The organism is Pseudarthrobacter arbutini (assembly GCF_054510915.1).
The window spans coordinates 1-2,511 of record NZ_JBTNDQ010000034.1 but is presented as its reverse complement, the minus strand read 5'-3'; the positions used below and the strand labels follow the sequence as shown (position 1 = coordinate 2,511).

The window sequence follows — 2,511 nt, the reverse complement described above, 5'->3', positions numbered from 1 at the left end:
TGGTGTGTGGTGTAAGTTATCGGCCTATTAGTACCGGTCAGCTTCACGAGTCGTTAGTCCTCGCTTCCACATCCGGCCTATCAACCCAGTGGTCTGGCTGGGGGCCTCTCACACACAAGGTGTATGGAAATCTCATCTCGAAGCGAGCTTCCCGCTTAGATGCTTTCAGCGGTTATCCCATCCGAACGTAGCTAATCAGCGGTGCACTTGGCAGTACAACTGACACACCAGAGGTTCGTCCGTCCCGGTCCTCTCGTACTAAGGACAGCCCTTCTCAAATTTCCTGCGCGCGCAGCGGATAGGGACCGAACTGTCTCACGACGTTCTAAACCCAGCTCGCGTACCGCTTTAATGGGCGAACAGCCCAACCCTTGGGACCTACTCCAGCCCCAGGATGCGACGAGCCGACATCGAGGTGCCAAACCATGCCGTCGATATGGACTCTTGGGCAAGATCAGCCTGTTATCCCCGAGGTACCTTTTATCCGTTGAGCGACGGCCATTCCACAATGTACCGCCGGATCACTAGTCCCGACTTTCGTCCCTGCTCGAGATGTCTCTCTCACAGTCAAGCTCCCTTGTGCACTTACACTCGACACCTGATTGCCAACCAGGCTGAGGGAACCTTTGGGCGCCTCCGTTACTTTTTAGGAGGCAACCGCCCCAGTTAAACTACCCATCAGGCACTGTCCCTGACCCGGATTACGGGCCGAAGTTAGATGTCCAAAGTGACCAGAGTGGTATTTCAACGATGACTCCACCCGAACTGGCGTCCGGGCTTCAACGTCTCCCACCTATCCTACACAAGCCACTCCGAACACCAATACCAAACTATAGTAAAGGTCTCGGGGTCTTTCCGTCCTGCTGCGCGTAACGAGCATCTTTACTCGTACTGCAATTTCGCCGAGTTTATGGTTGAGACAGCGGGGAAGTCGTTACTCCATTCGTGCAGGTCGGAACTTACCCGACAAGGAATTTCGCTACCTTAGGATGGTTATAGTTACCACCGCCGTTTACTGGGGCTTGAATTCTCAGCTTCGCCGTAAGGCTAACCGGTCCTCTTAACCTTCCAGCACCGGGCAGGAGTCAGTCCGTATACATCGTCTTGCGACTTCGCACGGACCTGTGTTTTTAGTAAACAGTCGCTTCCCCCTGGTCTCTGCGGCCCCGATCCCCTCCCACCAGCAAGTGGTGTTCAAGGTTGGGGCCCCCCTTCTCCCGAAGTTACGGGGGCATTTTGCCGAGTTCCTTAACCATAATTCTCTCGATCGCCTTAGTATTCTCTACCTGATCACCTGTGTCGGTTTGGGGTACGGGCGGCTAAAACCTCGCGTCGATGCTTTTCTCGGCAGCATAGGATCACCAAATCCCCCCGTGAGGGGGTCCCATCAGATCTCAGGCATCATGAACGGCGGATTTGCCTACCGTTCGCCCTACATCCTTAGACCGGGACAACCATCGCCCGGCTTGGCTACCTTCCTGCGTCACACCTGTTAATACGCTTGCCTCCCAGGATCAGGTCCCGCGCTCCACCAAAACCCACATCACCCCGAAGGGTGGGCGGGCAGGTATCGGGCGGTTAGTATCCCCTGTTCAACATGGACGGTTTTTCGCCGGTACGGGAATATCAACCCGTTGTCCATCGACTACGCCTGTCGGCCTCGCCTTAGGTCCCGACTTACCCAGGGCAGATTAGCTTGACCCTGGAACCCTTGATCATTCGGCGGACGGGTTTCTCACCCGTCTTTCGCTACTCATGCCTGCATTCTCACTCGTGTAGGCTCCACCGCTGGTTTACACCGCGACTTCACTGCCCACACGACGCTCCCCTACCACTCCAGACGCCTGAACCAACCCACAAGGGGCGGCTTAGCTAATATCTGAAATCCACAACTTCGGCGGTGTACTTGAGCCCCGCTACATTGTCGGCGCGGAATCACTTGACCAGTGAGCTATTACGCACTCTTTTAAGGATGGCTGCTTCTAAGCCAACCTCCTGGTTGTCTTCGCAACTCCACATCCTTTCCCACTTAGCACACGCTTAGGGGCCTTAGTTGGTGGTCTGGGCTGTTTCCCTCTCGACTATGAAGCTTATCCCCCACAGTCTCACTGCTGCGCTCTCACTTACCGGCATTCGGAGTTTGGCTGACGTCAGTAACCTTGTAGGGCCCATTAGCCATCCAGTAGCTCTACCTCCAGCAAGAAACACGCAACGCTGCACCTAAATGCATTTCGGGGAGAACCAGCTATCACGAAGTTTGATTGGCCTTTCACCCCTACCCACAGCTCATCCCCTCCATTTTCAACTGAAGTGGGTTCGGTCCTCCACGACGTCTTACCGTCGCTTCAACCTGGCCATGGGTAGATCACTTCGCTTCGGGTCTAGATCACGCCACTGCAACGCCCTATTCAGACTCGCTTTCGCTACGGCTTCCCCACACGGGTTAACCTCGCGACGTAACACTAACTCGCAGGCTCATTCTTCAAAAGGCACGCCGTCACAACTACAAGG

Annotated in this window: 1 rRNA gene; it reads right to left on the bottom strand. The window is 55.1% G+C overall.

Annotation, left to right across the window (positions count from 1 at the left end):
- Positions 1-6 precede the first annotated feature (6 nt).
- Positions 7-2,511 (bottom strand): 23S ribosomal RNA (locus ACX80V_RS21785); the annotation flags it as partial.